The organism is Cellulomonas olei, assembly GCF_039548315.1.
In the GTDB taxonomy this organism is placed as follows: domain Bacteria; phylum Actinomycetota; class Actinomycetes; order Actinomycetales; family Cellulomonadaceae; genus Cellulomonas.
On the sequence record NZ_JBCLVN010000030.1, the window covers coordinates 47174 to 63295 of the forward strand.

The following is a 16122-nucleotide window of genomic DNA, read 5'->3' on the forward strand; positions in this document are numbered from 1 at the left end:
CGGTGACGCCCGACACCGCGCCCGCGCCGGACGCCCGCCGCGGCGGGCGCGTGCTCCTGGCCGCCCCGCGCGGGTACTGCGCCGGCGTCGACCGCGCGGTCGTCGCCGTCGAGCAGGCGCTGGAGCACTACGGGGCCCCGGTGTACGTCCGCAAGGAGATCGTGCACAACCGCCACGTCGTCGACACCCTCGCGGCGCGGGGAGCGGTGTTCGTCGACGAGACCGACGAGGTGCCGGAGGGCGCGCGGCTGGTGTTCTCGGCGCACGGCGTGTCCCCGGCGGTGCGGGCCGCCGCCGCGTCGCGGTCGCTGCGCACGATCGACGCGACCTGCCCGCTCGTCACGAAGGTCCACCGGGAGGCGGTGCGGTTCGCCGCCGACGACCTCGACGTGCTCCTGATCGGGCACCCGGGCCACGAGGAGGTCGAGGGCACGCAGGGCGAGGCGCCGGACCACGTGCAGGTGGTCGCGTCGCCCGAGGCGGTCGCCGACGTGACCGTGCGGGACGAGAGCCGCGTCGTGTGGATCTCGCAGACGACGCTGTCGGTCGACGAGACGATGGAGACGGTGCGCCGGCTGCGCGAGCGGTTCCCGCTGCTGCAGGACCCGCCGAGCGACGACATCTGCTACGCCACGCAGAACCGGCAGGTCGCGGTGAAGAAGCTCGCGCCGGAGTGCGACGTCGTGATCACGGTCGGGTCGGCGAACTCCTCGAACTCGGTGCGCCTCGTGGAGGTGGCGCTCGAGGCCGGTGCGGGGGCGTCGTACCGCGTCGACACGGCCGCCCAGGTGGACCCGGCGTGGCTGGCGGGCGCCCGGACGGTCGGGGTGACGTCGGGCGCCTCGGTGCCCGAGATCCTGGTGCGGGACGTGCTGGACGTCCTGGCGGCGCACGGCTTCGGCGAGGTGGAGGAGGTCCGCACCGCGACGGAGGACCTGATGTTCTCGCTGCCGCGGGAGCTGCGGACGGACCTGCGGGCGGCGGGCACGGACGACCCGCGACCCCGCCGGGGCGAGCGCCGCGACCTGGCGGTCCGCCCGGTCTGACTCCCGCCGCGGTCCGCCCCTGGGAGAGCGCCACGGTCCGCCTCCCGGGAGTGCGCCGGGGAGCGCGTCGTGATCCGCGCCCGCGAGCGCGCGCTCAGGTCGCCCGACCGCCGGTCGTCCCCGCGTCGTCGGTCGTGCCGGTGTCGCCCGGGGCCCCGAGCACGGCGTCGTCCAGCGCGCCCAGGGCCGCCGCCCGGTCGCGCTCCGTGCCGCGTCCGGGCACTCCCTCGCCGTCGAGCCCCACGACCCGCGCCTGCTCCCACGCCACCAGCTCCGGGGCGGTGACGACCGAGAGCCGCCGCTCGACGGGCTGCGGCGTGGGCAGGTCGGTGTCGACCACCCGCAGGTCCGCGAGGCGCCGCGCGGACACCAGGACGCGCGACTCGAGCGACGCGATGGACTGGTTGTACGCCGTGGCTGCGCCGTCGATCGCCCGGCCGACCTTCGACAGGTGCCCGCCGAGCGTCGCGATGCGGCCGTGCAGCTCCTTGCCGAGGTCGAGCACCGCCTGGGCGTTGCCGGCCAGCGCGTCCTGCCGCCAGGCGTACGCGACGGTCCGCAGCAGGGCGAGCAGCGTCATCGGCGTGGCGATCACGACGTTCTGCTCGAACGCCCGCTCGACGATGCCGGGGTCGACGTCGAGCGCCGCGTGCAGGAACGCCTCCGCCGGCACGAACATCACGACGAACTCCGGCGACGGCGCGAACTGGTCCCAGTAGCGCTTGGCGGCGAGCTGGTCGACGTGGGCGCGGACGTGCCGCGCGTGCGCCGCGGTGCGCCGCTCCCGCTCCGCCGGGTCCGTCGCCTCGACCGCCTCCAGGAAGCCGAGGAACGCGACCTTGGCGTCCACCACCACGCGCTTGCCGCCGGCGAGGTGCACGACCATGTCGGGCCGCAGCAGCCCGTCGTCGGTGCGCACCTGGTCCTGCTCCACGAAGTCGACGTGCGGCAGCATCCCGGCGGCCTCGACGACGCGCCGCAGCTGGACCTCGCCCCAGCGGCCCCGCACCTGCGACGACCGCAGCGAGGTCACGAGCCGCGCGGTCTCCTCCCGCAGCCGCCCGGCCTCCTCGCGCATCTGCCGGACCTGCTCGCCGAGGGCGGCGTCGCCCTGCGCGCGGGCCTGCTCGGCGGTGCGCAGCTCCGTGCGCACGGCGTCGAGCGTCCGCGCCAGCGGGTCGACCAGCGCCCGCACCGCCTGCTCGCGCTGGGCCAGGTCGCCGGACTGCTCCTGGTGCCGCGCGGCGAGGCTCTGGTGCGCGAGCGCGAGGAACTGCTCGCTGCTCTGGGCGAGCGCGTCGGCGGCGAGCGCCCGGAACCGGTCCGCCTGCCGCTCCTCGCCGGCCGTCCCGCCGAGCTCCCCGCGGACCTCCGCGGACGCCCGCCACCGCGCGGCCTCCACCTCCGCCGCCCGCAGCCGCGCCGCGGAGCGACCGGCCGCGGCGAGCCAGCCCACCGCCACGCCGACGAGCAGCGAGCCGGCGAGCGCGACCACGAGCGCGAGATCCGTCATGCGTCGCAGCCTGCCAGCGACCACCGACACGCCCCGGGACCCGCGTGCCGGACCGGGCGGCGGACGCCGGGCGGGCGGGCACGCACCCCTCCTATGCTGGGCCGATGACCGCGGACGAGCCCCTGAGCCCTGCCCGGCCCGACGGCGCGGCCCCGTCCGGGGACGCCGCTGCGGCGGACGCGCCGCCGGCGCCCTCCCCGCACGCGCCCGCGGCGCCCGCCCCGCACCCGCCCGCCCTGTCCATCCAGGGCCTGTGGAAGCGGTTCGGCACCAAGATCGCCGTCGCCGACGTCTCCCTCGAGGTGCCGGCCGGCTCGCTGTACGGCCTCGTCGGCCCGAACGGCGCCGGCAAGACGACGACCCTGTCGATGGCGACCGGCCTGCTGCGCCCCGACTTCGGCCGCGTGGTGGTGCGGGGGCACGACCTGTGGTCCGACCCGCTGCCCGTCAAGAGGATGCTGGGCGTGCTGCCCGACGGGGTCCGCCTGTTCGACCGCCTCACCGGTGCCCAGCTCGTGACGTACGCCGGGCTGCTGCACGGTCTCGACCGGGCGACGGTCGGCGACCGGACCGCCGACCTGCTGCGGGCGTTCGACCTGACCGCGGACGCGGACACGCTGGTCGTCGACTACTCCGCGGGCATGACCAAGAAGATCGCGCTGGCGTGCGCGCTCGTCCACGCCCCGCGCGTGCTCGTGCTCGACGAGCCGTTCGAGGCGGTCGACCCGGTGTCGGCGGCGAACATCCGGGACATCCTCGCGTCGTACGTGGCGGACGGGGGCACGGTGGTGGTCTCGTCGCACGTCATGGACCTGGTGCAGCGCATGTGCGACCACGTCGCCGTGATCGCGGCCGGCCGGGTGCTGGCGCAGGGCACGGTGGACGAGGTGCGCGGCGCGGAGTCGCTGGAGGACCGCTTCGTCGAGCTGGTCGGCGGCCGCCGCAGCGAGGAGGGGCTGGCGTGGTTGCACACCTCGTCCGACTGAAGCTGTCGCTGCTGCGGGGCGGCCTGCGGCGGAGCACGTGGCGGGTCGTCGGGCTGGTGCTCGGCGGCGCGTACACGGCGTTCCTGGTGGTGCTCGCGGTGGTCGGCCTCGTCGCGCTCGGCGTGCAGCGCGACGAGGAGCTGGCCCGCACGGTCGTGGTGCTCGGCGGGACCCTGCTGGTCGCCGGGTGGTGGCTGCTGCCGCTCGTGGCGTTCGGCGTGGACAGCACGCTGGACCCGGACCGGTTCCGGCTGTTCCCGGTGCGGCGCCGGACGCTGCTGCTGGGGCTGGCGGTCGGCGGGCTGGTCGGGCTGCCGGGCGTCGCGACGACCGTGGTCTCGGCGGCGACCGCCCTGGTGTGGTGGCGCACCCCGGTCGCGGCCGTCGCCGCCCTCGTCGGCGCCGCGCTCGGTGTCGCGCTGTGCGTCGTGGGCTCCCGGGCGCTCACCACCCTGCTGGCGCCGCTGGTGAGCGGGCGGCGGTTCCGCGAGGTCGCGGCCGTGCTGGCGTTCGTGCCCCTGATCCTCGCGGGACCGATCATCATCGGCGTCACCGCGGGCCTGAGCGCCGTCGCGGACGCGCTCCCCGGGGTGGCCGTCGTCGTCGGCTGGACGCCGCTCGGGGCGCCGTGGGCGCTCGCGGCGGACGTCGCCGCCGGCGCGTGGCTCGCCGCGCTGGGCAAGCTCGCGGTGGCGTGCGCCTCCCTCGCCCTCGGTGCGCTGGTGTGGGACCGGGCGATGGCCGCGGCGCTCGTGCGCCCGCCGGGGGCCGGCCCCGCGGCGCGCAGCACCGGGCTCGGGTTCTTCGGGCGGCTGCCGGCCACCCCGACCGGTGCGGTGGCCGCGCGCTGCCTCACGTACTGGGTGCGCGACGCCCGCTACGCCGGCGCGGTCGCCGTGGTGCCGGTGCTGGTGCTGCTGCTGTGGTTCCTCGGGCGGGGCGGCACGTCGCTGCTGTGGGCGGGCCTGCTGGTCGCGTTCGTCATGGGGTGGTCCCTGTCGACGGACGTGTCGTCCGACTACACCGCGTTCTGGACGCACGTCGCCGCACCCGTCGACGGCCGCGTGGACCGCGCGGGGCGGGCGCTGGCCGGCCTGCTCGTGGGCGGCGCGGCGGTGCTGGTGACGGACGTCGTGGTGCTCGCCGGTTCCGGCCGGTGGGGCGCGACCCTGCCGGTGCTCGCCGGCTCGGTCGGCGTCCTGCTCACGGGCGTGGGTGCGGCGAGCGTGTTCTCGGCGCGCGTCGTCTACCCGGTGCCGAAGCCGGGGGAGAGCCCGTTCACGACGCCGCAGGGGTCGTCGTTCGCCACGATGGTGACCCAGTGGGTCGGGATGCTCGTCCTCGGGGCGCTGTGCCTGCCGGGCGTCGCGCTCGCGGTCGCCGCCGTGCTCACCGGGAACGCGGTCCTCGTGGCGCTCACGGTGGTGGTCGCCCCCGGCGTCGGCGTGGCGGTGCTGCTCGGCGGGATCCGGATGGGCGCCCGGGAGTACGACCGCCGGGCGCCGGAGCTGCTGCAGGCGCTGCGCTCCTTCGCCTGAGGGACCCGCGGTGGCGGCCCGTGACCGCCCCCGGCCCGCCGCGCCGCGTGCTCCGGCGTGCACGGCCCCGGGCCGCCCGCCGCGCGGCCCCCTAGGATGGTCGCCCGTGGCACTCACCATCGGCATCGTCGGCCTGCCCAACGTCGGCAAGTCCACCCTCTTCAACGCCCTGACCCGCGCGCAGGTGCTCGCGGCGAACTACCCGTTCGCCACCATCGAGCCGAACGTCGGCGTCGTGCCGCTGCCCGACCCGCGCCTCGAGAAGCTCGCGGAGATCTTCGGCAGCGAGCGGATCCTGCCCGCGACCGTGTCGTTCGTCGACATCGCCGGCATCGTCAAGGGCGCCAGCGAGGGCGAGGGGCTGGGCAACAAGTTCCTGGCGAACATCCGCGAGGCCGACGCGATCTGCCAGGTCACGCGCGCGTTCGCCGACCCCGACGTCGTGCACGTGGACGGGCGCGTGTCGCCGCGCGACGACATCGAGACGATCAACACCGAGCTCGTCCTCGCCGACCTGCAGACGCTCGAGAAGATCGTCCCGCGCCTGGAGAAGGAGGTGCGCGCGAAGAAGGCGGACCCGGCCGAGCTCGCCGCCGCCCAGGCCGCGCAGGCCGTGCTGGAGACGGGCCAGACGCTGTTCCAGGGCGCGAAGGCCGCCGGCCTCGACCTCGCGGACCTGGCCCCGCTGCAGCTCATGACGGCCAAGCCGTTCATCTACGTCTTCAACACCGACGACGCCGGCCTGGCGGACACCGCGATGCAGGAGGAGCTGCGCGCGCTCGTCGCCCCGGCCGACGCCATCTTCCTCGACGCGAAGTTCGAGTCCGACCTGGTCGAGCTCGAGCCGGACGAGGCCAAGGAGATGCTCGCCGAGAACGGCCAGGAGGAGGCGGGCCTCGACCAGCTCGCCCGCGTCGGGTTCCACACCCTCGGCCTGCAGACCTACCTGACGGCCGGGCCGAAGGAGTCGCGCGCGTGGACGATCCGGCAGGGCTGGACGGCCCCGCAGGCCGCCGGCGTCATCCACACGGACTTCCAGAAGGGCTTCATCAAGGCCGAGGTCATCTCGTTCGACGACCTGGTCGAGGCCGGCTCGGTCGCGGCCGCCCGGTCCGCCGGCAAGGCGCGCATCGAGGGCAAGGACTACGTGATGGCCGACGGCGACGTGGTGGAGTTCCGCTTCAACGTGTGACCGGCTGCCGGCACCGACGAACTGCTAGCATCAGGGCTAGCAGTTCGGAGGGAGGTCGCCAGCATGTCCACCATCGTCGTCCGCGGGCTCGACGAGTCCGTGAAGCAGCAGCTCGCCGCCCAGGCCAAGGAGCACGGCCGGTCCATGGAGGCTGAGGCGCGCGACATCCTCACCAGGGCTGCTCGCCGCCCCCACATCGGTGTGGCCCTCCTCCGGGCGGCCCGTCAGGTCGGTGGCGTCGAGGGCCTCGTCGTGCCGGAGCGCAGCGACGACGCCCGGGCGGTGGACCTCGAATGATCGTGCTGGACACCCACGTCATCTCGGAGGTCTTCCGGCCCGAGCCCGAGGCGCGGGTCGTGGCCTGGCTCGAAGGGCTGACCGGGGAGGTCGCGATCGCTGCCGTGACGCTCGCCGAGCTGCTCGCCGGGGTCCGTCGGCTCCCCGACGGGCAGCGCCGCACCGCGCTCGCCGGGATGCTCCACGACGCGTTGGAGCCCTATCGCGCGACCCGAGCCATCCTGCCGTTCGACGTGGCAGCCGCCGAGCAGTACGCGGACGTCCTCGCCGCGCGCGAGCGGGCGGGTCGGCCGATCCACACCGCTGACGCCCAGATCGCGGCGATCTGCCTGGCGCACGGAGCCACGTGCGCCACCCGGAACGTCAGGGACTTCGACGGCACCGGTGTGGATCTCGTCAACCCGTGGACCGCGTGACCGAGGCCCTGCTCGCCGCGCTGCGCTGCGACCCCGAGATCCCCGCGCCCGACCTGGTCGCGGTGGACGCCGCGGACCGGCTGCTCCTCGACGAGGCCGCGCCGCTGCTCGACGGGGCCGTGCCCGGGACGGTCGTGGTGGTCGGCGACCGGTACGGCGCGGTGACTCTGGGGGCGGCCGACCGGTTCGGCCTCAGCGGGGTCCGCGCGCACACCGACCGGCTCACGGGCGAGCTCGCGCTGGCGGGCAACGCCGCGCGGCTCGGCGGCGCGGACGCGTTCCGGTCGCTCGCCGGGCTCGGCCCGGAGCTCGTGTCCGGGGCGCGGGTCGTGCTGCTCCTGCTGCCGCGGTCGCTCGACGCGCTGGACGAGGTGGCCGGGCTCGTCGCGCGGCACGCCGACCCGGCGGTCGCGGTGGTCGCCGCGGGCCGGGAGAAGCACATGTCCCGGGCGATGAACGAGGTGCTGGCCCGCCACTTCGGCGTCGTGCGGGCCAGCCGCGGGCGGCAGAAGGCCCGGGTGCTGCACGCCGCGGAGCCCCGTTCCTCCGCGGGCGCGGCCGCCTGGCCGGTCACCGCGCGGCACGACGACCTCGGCCTGACGGTCTGCGCGCACGGTGCGGCGTTCGCCGGTGCGCGCGTCGACATCGGGACGCGGTTCCTGGTCGAGCACCTGGCCGGTGCGGTGCCGGACGCCCGCACCGCCGTCGACCTCGGCTGCGGCACCGGTGTGCTGGCGTCCGCGCTGGCCACCGCGCGCCCGGGCGTCGAGGTCGTGGCCACCGACGAGTCCGCGGCGGCCGTCGCGTCCGCCCGGGCGACCGTCGCGGCGAACGGGCTGGGGGAGCGCGTCCGCGTCCGGCGCGCCCGGGGGACCGCCGGGATCGCGGACGCGAGCGCGGACCTCGTCCTGCTGAACCCGCCGTTCCACGTCGGCGCCGCGGTGCACGACGGGGTGGCCCGCGGGCTGTTCGCGGAGGCGGCACGGGTGCTGCGCCCGGGCGGCGAGCTGTGGTGCGTGTGGAACTCGGGGCTCGGCTACCGGCCGGCGCTGCGGGAGGCGGTCGGCCCGACCCGGCAGGTCGCGCGGAACCCGAAGTTCACGATCACCGCGTCCCGTCGGGCCTGACCGCCCCGGGCGCCGCGGACCGTGAGGCGCCCGGACGCGGTCGAGCGGCTCACAGCAACGTCGTGAGCACGCCCCCGTCCGCACGGACGGCGGCGCCGTTCGTGGCCGACGACACCGGGCTGGCCAGGTACACCGCGAGCCGGGCGATCTCCTCGGGCTCGATGAACCGCTGCAGCAGCGACGTGGTGCGGGCGGCGGCCAGCGACGCCCGGAGCTCGCCGGCCGGCACGCCCTGGCTGCCGGCGATCTGCTCCACGGTCGCGGCGACGCCGTCGGACCACGTCGGCCCGCCGAGGACGGTGTTGACCGTGACCCCGGTCCCGCGGGTGGTCTTCGCCAGGCCGTTCCCCAGCGCGAGCAGGGCGGCCTTTGTGACGCCGTAGTGGGTCATGTCGGCCGGGACGTCCACCCCGGACTCGCTGCTGATGAGCACGACGCGGCCCCACCCGCGGCCGAGCATGGGGCCGAGCAGCCGGCGGGTCAGGCGGACGGCGCTCATGACGTTGAGGTCGAGGTGGCGCTGCCAGTCGGCGTCGGTGAGCCGGTCGAACGGGGCCACGTCGAAGACGCCGGCGTTGGCGACCAGCACGTCGACGTCGCCGAGCTCGCCGAGCTCGTCCAGCAGCTGCTCCACCTGCGCGGCGTCGGCGAGGTCGGCCGCGATGCCGGACACGACGGCCCCCGGGGCGGCGTCGCGCAGCCGGGCGACGGCCGCCCGCACCCGCCCGGCGTCGCGCCCGTTGACGACCACCTCGGCCCCCTCGGCCAGCAGGCCCCGCGCGATCGCGTGGCCGATGCCCTGGGTCGACCCGCTGACGAACGCCCTCCGGCCGGTCAGCTGCAGATCCATGTCGTCCTCCTCCGTCCCGCACCGTGAGGTTCACGTGCTCAGGAAAGTGACGGTAGGCGGCGATGACTTGCCTGAGCAAGTCAACCGGGGCGGCTAGGGTGCGGGGCATGACGGATCCCGGCACCCCCCGCGCGCTGTCCGGCACCGAGCTCGAGGCGTGGTCGGCCCTGGCCACCGTCCTGGAGTGGCTGCCCCCGGCGCTCGACGCCCAGCTGCAGCGGGACGCGGGTCTGACGCACTTCGAGTACGGCGTGCTGTACGCGCTGAGCCGCGCCGACGCCGGGACGCTGCGCATGAGCGTGCTCGCCGGCTACGCCAACAGCACGCTGTCCCGGCTGTCGCGCGCGGCGGCCCGCCTGGAGGCGCGCGGCTGGCTGCGCCGCAGCCCCGACCCGCAGGACGGCCGCTACACGCTGGCGTCCCTCACCGACGCCGGGCGCCGCGTCGTCGCCGACGCCGCACCCGGTCACGTGGAGACGGTGCACCGGCTGGTGCTCGACCGGCTGACCTCGGCGCAGGTCCGGCAGCTGCGCGAGATCGGGCGGCGGATCGCGCGGGGTGTCCGCGAGGAGGGCGGCTGGGAGCCCCCGGCCGGTGCGGGGGAGCGGTAGGCCCGGCGCCGTCCGGGGCCTGTCGCGCGGGTGCTCATAGCACACCCGGTCGCCCCGGCGCTGGGCGGAGGAGCCCCGGCGCGCACCTGCGCGGGGCGGTGCGGTCGCGATCCCGATGTTTCCGGGACGTTACGCACGTGTTCCGTCTTGAATGCTGGACACTACTACTCAGTATCGATCCGGTAACGATCAGCCCCCCACCTCGGGGGTGTCCGATATGTCCGTCTCAACGCCACTAGCGTGTCCCCATCCATGGCGGGAGCGTGCGTCCGCCCTGCGCGAGCCGGTGACGGCCGCGGCGCAGGGGCCGGAGGCCGAGCGCCACCTTCTCAGGAGGAACATTGAGGATCACACGAAAGGCCGCCGCTGCGGTCTCCATCGCTGCGGCCGGCGCCCTCGCGCTGACGGCCTGCTCGGACTCCGGCAGCGACGACACCACCGACGACTCGGGCATCAACACCGAGACCTCGGTGAACATCGCCTGGAACCAGCCGTTCTACTCGTACAACCAGAACAGCATCACGGGTAACGCGACGGCCAACTCGGTCATCACGTACCTCACCAAGGCCGGCTTCAACTACTACGACCAGGAGCTCAACCTGGTCCCGGACGAGTCGTTCGGCACGTACGAGAAGACCTCGGACGACCCGCTGACCATCGAGTACACCTTCGCGGACACCGCGAAGTGGTCCGACGGCGTCGCGGTCTCCCCGACCGACTTCCTCCTGGAGTGGGCGGCCCAGAGCGGCACGTTCAACAACGTCGAGGCCGAGTACGACGACGAGGGCAACATCTCGAACCAGGACGCCCTGGACGCCGGTGTCTACTTCGACGCCGCCTCGCCGTGCGCCGCCCTGATCGAGACTCCCGAGATCGACGGCAGCACGATCACGTTCACCTACACCAAGCCGTTCGCGGACTGGGAGACCTGCATGACGGCGCCCACGCTGCCGTCGCACGTCGTCGGTCAGCGCGCGCTGGACGAGTCGGACGCCGAGGCCGCCACGCAGGCCGTGCAGGACGCGATCCTCAACAACGACGTCGACACGCTCTCCAAGATCGCCAAGGTCTGGAGCACCGACTTCAACTACACCGAGCTCCCGGACGACGCGAACCTGTACCTGTCCAACGGCGCGTACGTCATGACGGACTTCGTCAAGGACCAGTACATGACGCTCAAGGCCAACGAGGCCTACGAGGGCGCGAACAAGGCGTCGATCGGCACCGTCACGGTCCGCTGGAACGGCGACCCGATGGGTCAGGTCCAGGCGCTGCAGAACGGTGAGGTCGACCTCATCAGCCCGCAGTCGACCGCGGACGTCCTCGAGGCGATCCAGGCGATCGACAGCCTGAAGGTGGAGACCTCCGACGAGGGCACCTACGAGCACGTCGACCTGCAGTTCGCCAACGGCGGCCCGTTCGACCCGGCCACCTACGGCGGCGACGCCGACAAGGCGCTCAAGGTCCGCCAGGCGTTCCTCAAGACGATCCCGCGCCAGGACATCGTCGACTCGCTCATCAAGCCGCTGAACGAGAACGCCCAGGTGCGCAGCTCCTACACCGTGGTCCCCGGCTCGCCGAACTACGACGCCGTCTCCGAGGCCTCCGGCCAGGACGCCCAGTACGGCGAGGTCGACATCGAGGGCGCCAAGGCGCTGCTCGCCGAGGCCGGCGTGCCGGCGGTCAACGTCCGCCTGCTCTTCGACCCGGAGAACACCCGGCGCCAGAACGAGTTCCAGCTGATCGCCGCGTCCGCGGCGGAGGCCGGCATCACGGTCACCCCGTACCAGGTCCAGGCCGACTGGGGCACCGACCTGTCCAACGCGACCTCCTACTACGACGCGGCCCTGTTCGGCTGGCAGTCGCAGTCCACGGCCGTGACGGAGTCGGACGCCAACTACCGGACCGACGCGACGAACAACTTCTACGGGTACTCGAACCCGGAGGTCGACTCGCTGTTCGACGAGCTCCAGGTCGCGACCGACCCCGACGAGCAGGGTGAGCTGCTCGGCCAGATCGAGAAGCACCTGGTCGACGACGCCTTCGGCGTGACCCTGTTCCAGTTCCCGGGCGTCACCGCCTGGAACCCGGAGAAGATCGACGGGATCTCGAAGATCTCGATCAACCCGACGATCTTCGCGGGCTTCTGGAACTGGACCCCGGGCTCGGCCGCCTCGGCGAGCTGACCCACCCAGCGCACGACCCGGCACGTCCCGCCGGCGCCTCCCCGCGAGGCGTCGGCGGGGCGGCCACCCAGAACCACACCGAAGGGCGCCGAGGCACCCCCGCCCGGCGCTCTTCGCGTGCTCGGACCCGACCCGGGTCACGGGCACGTGCGGACGTGAGGCTAGGATCCCTCTTCGTCCGCGGCATCCTTTCCGTGAGCGAGGTCCCCTCCCCGTGCTGAGATTCCTCTGGCGCCGCTTCCTGGCGGGGCTGGCCACGTTGTTCGTGGCTCTGTTCCTGATGTTCATCCTGGTCAACGCCGCGGTCGACCCGCTGCAGGACCTCCGCGAGAGCACGGCGCCGAACAAGGCCCAGCTCATGGAAGCGCGCATCGCGCAGCTCGACCTCGAGACCAACGTGGTCATCCGGTTCTTCCAGTGGATCGGCCACTTCGTCACCGGTGACTGGGGCGTCGCCTGGCGCACGGGCCAGGATGTGAGGCCGCTCATCGGCGACGCGATCGGCTCGACGCTCGAGCTGGTCACCGCCGCGACGTTCCTCGCGCTGCTCCTCGGCGTGTTCGTCGGCATCGTCAGCGCGCTGCGTCAGTACAGCGCGTTCGACTACCTCATCATCTTCGTGTCGTTCCTGCTGTACTCGCTGCCCTCGTTCTGGGTCGCGGTGCTGCTCAAGCAGTGGGGCGCCATCGGCTTCAACGACTTCCTGCGCGACCCGACCATCGCCTGGCCGGTGCTGATCGCCCTCGCGGCCGTCGCGGGCGTCGTGTGGATGCTGGCGATCGGCGGCTCGGCCCGCCGGCGCGCGCAGACGTTCGGCATCGCCACCGCCGCGACCTTCGCGATGCTCGCCTACCTGCAGCTCACCGACTGGTGGTCCCGCCCCCAGATCGGCCCGGCGCTGCTGCTGGTGCTCGGCATCGGGACCGCCCTCGCCGTGACGATGGTGTCCGCGGGCCTCGAGAACCGCCGCGCCCTGTTCACCACGCTGACGGTCGCGCTGCTGGGCGTCGCCCTGTACTTCCCGATGCAGTCGTTCTTCAAGTCGGTCGACGAGTCGCACCTGCTGATCGCCGGCCTCGCGCTCGTGACGCTGGCGGTCGGCTGGGGCATCGGCATGCTGTTCGGCGGCCCGGACCGCGGGATCTCCGCCCGCGCCGGGGCGATCACCGCGATCGTCGTCGGCGCGCTGATCTTCGTCGACCAGGTCATGAAGGTCTGGGTGCCGTACTTCAACGCCCTGAGCGGCCGGCCCATCCCGACGTTCGGCGACCGCACCCCCAACCTCGGCGGCAACTACTGGGTGCAGACGCTCGACTCGTTCACGCACCTGATCCTGCCGACGCTCACGCTGATCCTCATCGCGTTCGCGGCGTACACCCGGTACTCGCGCTCGAGCATGCTCGAGGTGATGAACCAGGACTACATCCGCACCGCGCGCGCCAAGGGCCTGCCGGAGCGGCTCGTCGTGGTCCGCCACGGGTTCCGCAACACGCTGATCCCGCTGGCCACGGTCGTCCCCATCGACGTCATCACCCTCATCGGCGGCGCGATCATCACCGAGGCCGTGTTCGCGCGGCCCGGCATGGGCCAGCTGTTCGTGCAGTCGCTGCAGAACGCCGAGATGGACCCGGTGATGGCCTACCTGTTCATCACCGCGGCCCTCGCGATCATCGCGAACGTCGTCGCTGACATCATCTACGCGGTCGTCGACCCCCGGATCCGGTTGGACGCATGAGCACCCAGAACCCCACCCCCCCGTCCGCCGGCGACCAGCCGACGGAGCACCTCGAGAACGCGATCGAGCTCCAGGAGGTCGCGGGTCTGTCCCAGGGGCAGATCGTCCGGCGCCGGTTCTTCCGTCACAAGGGCGCGATGATCGGCCTCGGCGTGCTGATCCTGGTCGTCCTGCTCGCGTTCAGCTCCGTGGGCTTCGGCCCCGTCCCGGGCTGGTGGAAGTACACCGGCGCGCCGGACCCGCAGAACATCACCAACCCCGGGGGCAGCCCGACCCTCTCGATGCCCACGTGGCTCGGCGGCACCGGCTTCGCGATCGGCGAGCACCCGCTCGGCCAGGACGAGATCGGCCGCGACATGTTCGCCCAGGTGATGAAGGGCATCCAGACCTCGCTGATGGTCATGTTCATCATCGGCGTCGTGTCCTGCGCCGTGGGCGTGCTCGTCGGCTCGCTCGCCGGGTTCTACCGCGGGCGCACCGACACGTTCCTCATGCGGACCACGGACCTGTTCATCACGGTCCCGGCGCTCGTCATCGGCGCGGTCGTCGGCAAGCTCGCCGGCGGCGTCTCGGGCCTGGTGTTCGCCTTCGCCCTCGGCCTGATCCTGTGGCCCAGCCTGGCGCGCCTGGTGCGCGGCGAGTTCCTGTCGCTGCGCGAGCGCGAGTTCGTCGACGCCGCGCGCGTCGCCGGCGCCAGCACGCGGAGGATCATCTTCAAGCACATCCTGCCGAACGCGATCGGCGTGATCATCGTGAGCACCACGCTGCTCATGAGCCAGGCGATCCTGCTCGAGACGGCGCTGTCGTACATCCACTTCGGCATCACGCCGCCGGAGGTGTCGCTCGGCCGCCTGATCAGCGACTACCAGAGCGCCTTCGCCACCCGGCCGTGGCTGTTCTGGTGGCCGGGCCTGTTCATCGTGGTCATCGCGCTGAGCGTCAACTTCATCGGCGACGGCCTGCGCGACGCGTTCGACCCGCGCCAGAAGCGCATCCCGTCCGCGCGCAAGATGGCGCGCGCCGAGGCCGCGGCCTCGCGCGAGCCCGTCGTGCCGCTGCAGATCCAGGGCCGCGGCAACGGCCTCGGCAGCTGAGGTCGACCCGGTGGACGCACCCCGGCCCGGGCCGCTGTCAGCCCAGCAGCAGCCCGGCCACGCCGACGGCGACGAGCACCGCGACCGCCGCGAGCGTGCGGACGTGCAGCCGGCGCGTCGGCACCACGCCGGCCGCGACGGCCGCGTCGGCTCCCTCGAGGTGGCCGGCGTCGCGCAGGGCGGAGTACCGCTCGGCGACGGCGCGGGCCGCGGTCTCAGCGGTGCCGTGGTGACGCAGCACGGTGCCGGGCTCGCCGCCGGGCAGCGGGGTCGCGTCGCGTCGGCCGCGGGACAGCCGGGCGGCGGTGCCGCTCGACCGGGGTGCCGCCCAGGCGCTCACCGTGCCGGACACGGACCGCACCTCCAGGGAGAAGCCGGCCTCGACGCCGCGGAACGCCGGCCAGGGCACCCGCACCGTGGACCACACGTTGCGGACCTCGACGCCCGCGTCGCTGACCTCCACCTGCGGCAGCCAGAAGGTCGCCGCCACCAGCACCACGGCCAGCACCAGCCACGGACCGTAGGCGAGCAGCGCCTGCGCGCCGTCGGTGGCGACCACGCTGACGCCCGCGGCCACCGCCGCGACGGCGGCCGCGCCGGTCAGCACACGGCCGAAGCCCGAACGGAAGACATGCGTGGGGCCCATGGCCTCATGCTCCCAGACGCCCGGTCCCGGACCGCGCCGTCATGGTGCACCGGCACGCTGCCGGTGCAGGAAGGACACTGAACCGTGGCCATCGACACCTCCCACGGCACGACCGCACCGGAGACCACCCCGGTGCTGAGCGTGCGCGACCTCGGCGTGGACTTCTACGTGGACGGCGCGTGGTTCCCCGCCGCCAAGCACGTGAACTACGACGTGCGCCCCGGCGAGGTCCTGGCGATCGTCGGCGAGTCGGGCTCCGGCAAGACGCAGTCGTCGATGGCGCTGCTCGGCCTGCTGCCGCAGAACGGCCGCGCGACCGGGTCCGCCAAGCTCGGCGAGCGCGAGCTCATCGGCATGCCGAACGGCGCCCTGCGCAAGATCCGCGGCAAGGAGATCGCGGTCATCTTCCAGGAGCCGATGACGGCCCTGAACCCCGTCTACACGATCGGGTTCCAGATCGTCGAGACGCTGCGCACCCACTTCGAGATGGGCCCGACCGCCGCCAAGGAGCGCGCGATCGAGCTGCTGCGCCTCGTGGAGATCCCCGAGCCGGAGCGCCGGTTCGACTCCTACCCGCACCAGCTCTCCGGCGGCCAGCGTCAGCGCGCGATGATCGCCCAGTCGCTCGCCTGCGACCCGAAGCTGCTCATCGCGGACGAGCCGACCACGGCCCTCGACGTGACGGTGCAGGCGGAGATCCTCAAGCTCATGCGGGACCTGCGGCACCGCATCAACTCCGGCATCGTCCTCATCACGCACGACATGGGCGTGGTCGCCGACATGGCGGACTCGATCGTCGTCATGAAGGACGGCGAGGTCGTCGAGCACGGCGACTCCGCGGCGATCTTCTCGTCCCCGCAGCACCCGTACACCCAGCGGCTGCTG

15 protein-coding genes are annotated in these 16122 nt (G+C 73.6%); 12 read left to right on the plus strand and 3 right to left on the minus strand.

Annotation, left to right across the window (positions count from 1 at the left end; translation table 11 throughout):
* The first annotated feature begins 2 nt into the window (after nucleotides 1-2).
* The gene (locus AAHH18_RS10915; protein ID WP_283321129.1) at nucleotides 3-1046 is read left to right on the plus strand and encodes a 4-hydroxy-3-methylbut-2-enyl diphosphate reductase; all 1044 of its coding nucleotides are present in this window, start codon (nucleotides 3-5) and stop codon (nucleotides 1044-1046) included.
* A gap of 94 nt (nucleotides 1047-1140) precedes the next feature.
* Here the strand turns inward: AAHH18_RS10915 and AAHH18_RS10920 are convergent, their stop codons facing one another.
* The gene (locus tag AAHH18_RS10920) at nucleotides 1141-2559 is read right to left on the minus strand and encodes a DNA recombination protein RmuC (protein WP_343301630.1); all 1419 of its coding nucleotides are present in this window, start codon (nucleotides 2557-2559) and stop codon (nucleotides 1141-1143) included.
* 104 nt (nucleotides 2560-2663) lie between these two features.
* On the opposite strand from AAHH18_RS10920, the gene AAHH18_RS10925 reads away from it, so the two are divergent.
* From AAHH18_RS10925 to AAHH18_RS10950, 6 genes are all read left to right on the plus strand, one after another.
* Entirely contained in the window at nucleotides 2664-3545 is an 882-nt protein-coding gene (locus tag AAHH18_RS10925; protein ID WP_343301631.1) for an ABC transporter ATP-binding protein, read from the plus strand.
* A complete protein-coding gene (locus tag AAHH18_RS10930; RefSeq protein WP_343301632.1) occupies nucleotides 3521-5083 on the plus strand; it encodes a hypothetical protein in 1563 nt (520 codons plus the stop codon). The genes AAHH18_RS10925 and AAHH18_RS10930 overlap by 25 nt, the downstream gene beginning before the upstream one ends.
* 106 nt (nucleotides 5084-5189) lie before the next feature.
* The gene (ychF, locus tag AAHH18_RS10935; RefSeq protein WP_222171588.1) at nucleotides 5190-6275 is read left to right on the plus strand and encodes a redox-regulated ATPase YchF; all 1086 of its coding nucleotides are present in this window, start codon (nucleotides 5190-5192) and stop codon (nucleotides 6273-6275) included.
* Between the two features lie 63 nt (nucleotides 6276-6338).
* Nucleotides 6339-6572 (plus strand): FitA-like ribbon-helix-helix domain-containing protein, encoded by a 234-nt coding sequence (locus AAHH18_RS10940; protein WP_283321124.1) that lies wholly within the window; start codon nucleotides 6339-6341, stop codon nucleotides 6570-6572.
* The gene (locus AAHH18_RS10945; protein WP_283321123.1) at nucleotides 6569-6988 is read left to right on the plus strand and encodes a type II toxin-antitoxin system VapC family toxin; all 420 of its coding nucleotides are present in this window, start codon (nucleotides 6569-6571) and stop codon (nucleotides 6986-6988) included. Before AAHH18_RS10940 ends, AAHH18_RS10945 begins: the two co-directional genes overlap by 4 nt.
* On the plus strand, nucleotides 6976-8115 hold the full coding sequence (locus AAHH18_RS10950; protein WP_343301633.1) for a class I SAM-dependent methyltransferase: 1140 nt from the start codon (nucleotides 6976-6978) through the stop codon (nucleotides 8113-8115). The genes AAHH18_RS10945 and AAHH18_RS10950 overlap by 13 nt, the downstream gene beginning before the upstream one ends.
* Nucleotides 8116-8164: 49 nt before the next feature.
* Here the strand turns inward: AAHH18_RS10950 and AAHH18_RS10955 are convergent, their stop codons facing one another.
* A complete protein-coding gene (locus AAHH18_RS10955) occupies nucleotides 8165-8965 on the minus strand; it encodes an SDR family NAD(P)-dependent oxidoreductase (protein ID WP_343301634.1) in 801 nt (266 codons plus the stop codon).
* Between the two features lie 107 nt (nucleotides 8966-9072).
* On the opposite strand from AAHH18_RS10955, the gene AAHH18_RS10960 reads away from it, so the two are divergent.
* The 4 genes from AAHH18_RS10960 (at nucleotide 9073) to AAHH18_RS10975 (ending at nucleotide 14591) form a co-directional block, all read left to right on the plus strand.
* Entirely contained in the window at nucleotides 9073-9576 is a 504-nt protein-coding gene (locus AAHH18_RS10960; RefSeq protein ID WP_343301635.1) for a MarR family winged helix-turn-helix transcriptional regulator, read from the plus strand.
* 341 nt (nucleotides 9577-9917) lie between these two features.
* Entirely contained in the window at nucleotides 9918-11762 is a 1845-nt protein-coding gene (locus AAHH18_RS10965; RefSeq protein WP_343301636.1) for an ABC transporter family substrate-binding protein, read from the plus strand.
* Between the two features lie 214 nt (nucleotides 11763-11976).
* Entirely contained in the window at nucleotides 11977-13497 is a 1521-nt protein-coding gene (locus tag AAHH18_RS10970) for an ABC transporter permease (RefSeq protein ID WP_343301637.1), read from the plus strand.
* Nucleotides 13494-14591, plus strand: a complete 1098-nt coding sequence (locus AAHH18_RS10975; protein WP_343301638.1) for an ABC transporter permease — start codon at nucleotides 13494-13496, stop codon at nucleotides 14589-14591. The genes AAHH18_RS10970 and AAHH18_RS10975 overlap by 4 nt, the downstream gene beginning before the upstream one ends.
* 37 nt (nucleotides 14592-14628) lie before the next feature.
* Here AAHH18_RS10975 and AAHH18_RS10980 read toward each other — a convergent pair whose 3' ends face one another.
* On the minus strand, nucleotides 14629-15237 hold the full coding sequence (locus AAHH18_RS10980; RefSeq protein ID WP_343301639.1) for a PH domain-containing protein: 609 nt from the start codon (nucleotides 15235-15237) through the stop codon (nucleotides 14629-14631).
* Between the two features lie 84 nt (nucleotides 15238-15321).
* On the opposite strand from AAHH18_RS10980, the gene AAHH18_RS10985 reads away from it, so the two are divergent.
* Nucleotides 15322-16122: ABC transporter ATP-binding protein (locus tag AAHH18_RS10985; protein ID WP_343301640.1), on the plus strand; the 801-nt coding region annotated here is incomplete at its 3' end.